Consider the following 545-nt stretch of genomic DNA (forward strand, 5'->3'; position numbering starts at 1 on the left):
AATAGTTATAAGTTTCAAGTGCTAAGTGCTATTTGATTCGAGAAAATTCGTGGGATTCGTGTCGTAAAGTGAACTGGTTTTGGTTGCTCGTTATCCGTTATTTGTCCATTGTTCCCTTACCCTACACCAAAAGAAGTTTCTTTGCTTCGTCCAGAAAAATAGGATGCGTGGTCATTTCGACATGAGGAGCGTAGCGACGATTGAGAAATCTCTTTTATACCGAACTTGCGTTGCCTTGCACGTCTCGACTGCCCCTTCGACTGCGCTTAGGGTGACAGCTCTACATGACATTGTTCATTGTCCTTTGTTTATTGTCCATTGTTAATTGGACATTGTCCCTTGCCCCTTCACCTTTTAGCTTTTAGCTTTTAGCTTTTAGCTTTTAGCTTTTAGCGAAAAAACAGATTTCTCACGCTCGTTTCACTCGGTTCGAAATGACATAAAAGGCATACATTGTCATTCCGTGGGGATGCTGAGCACCTGCCTGCCGGATGGTCAGGAAGTCTAAGCACGACACGGAAGTCATTACCTTGTGAGATTCTTCA

Source organism: Flagellimonas beolgyonensis, from assembly GCF_003992615.1.
GTDB classification, from domain to species: Bacteria; Bacteroidota; Bacteroidia; order Flavobacteriales; family Flavobacteriaceae; genus Flagellimonas; species Flagellimonas beolgyonensis.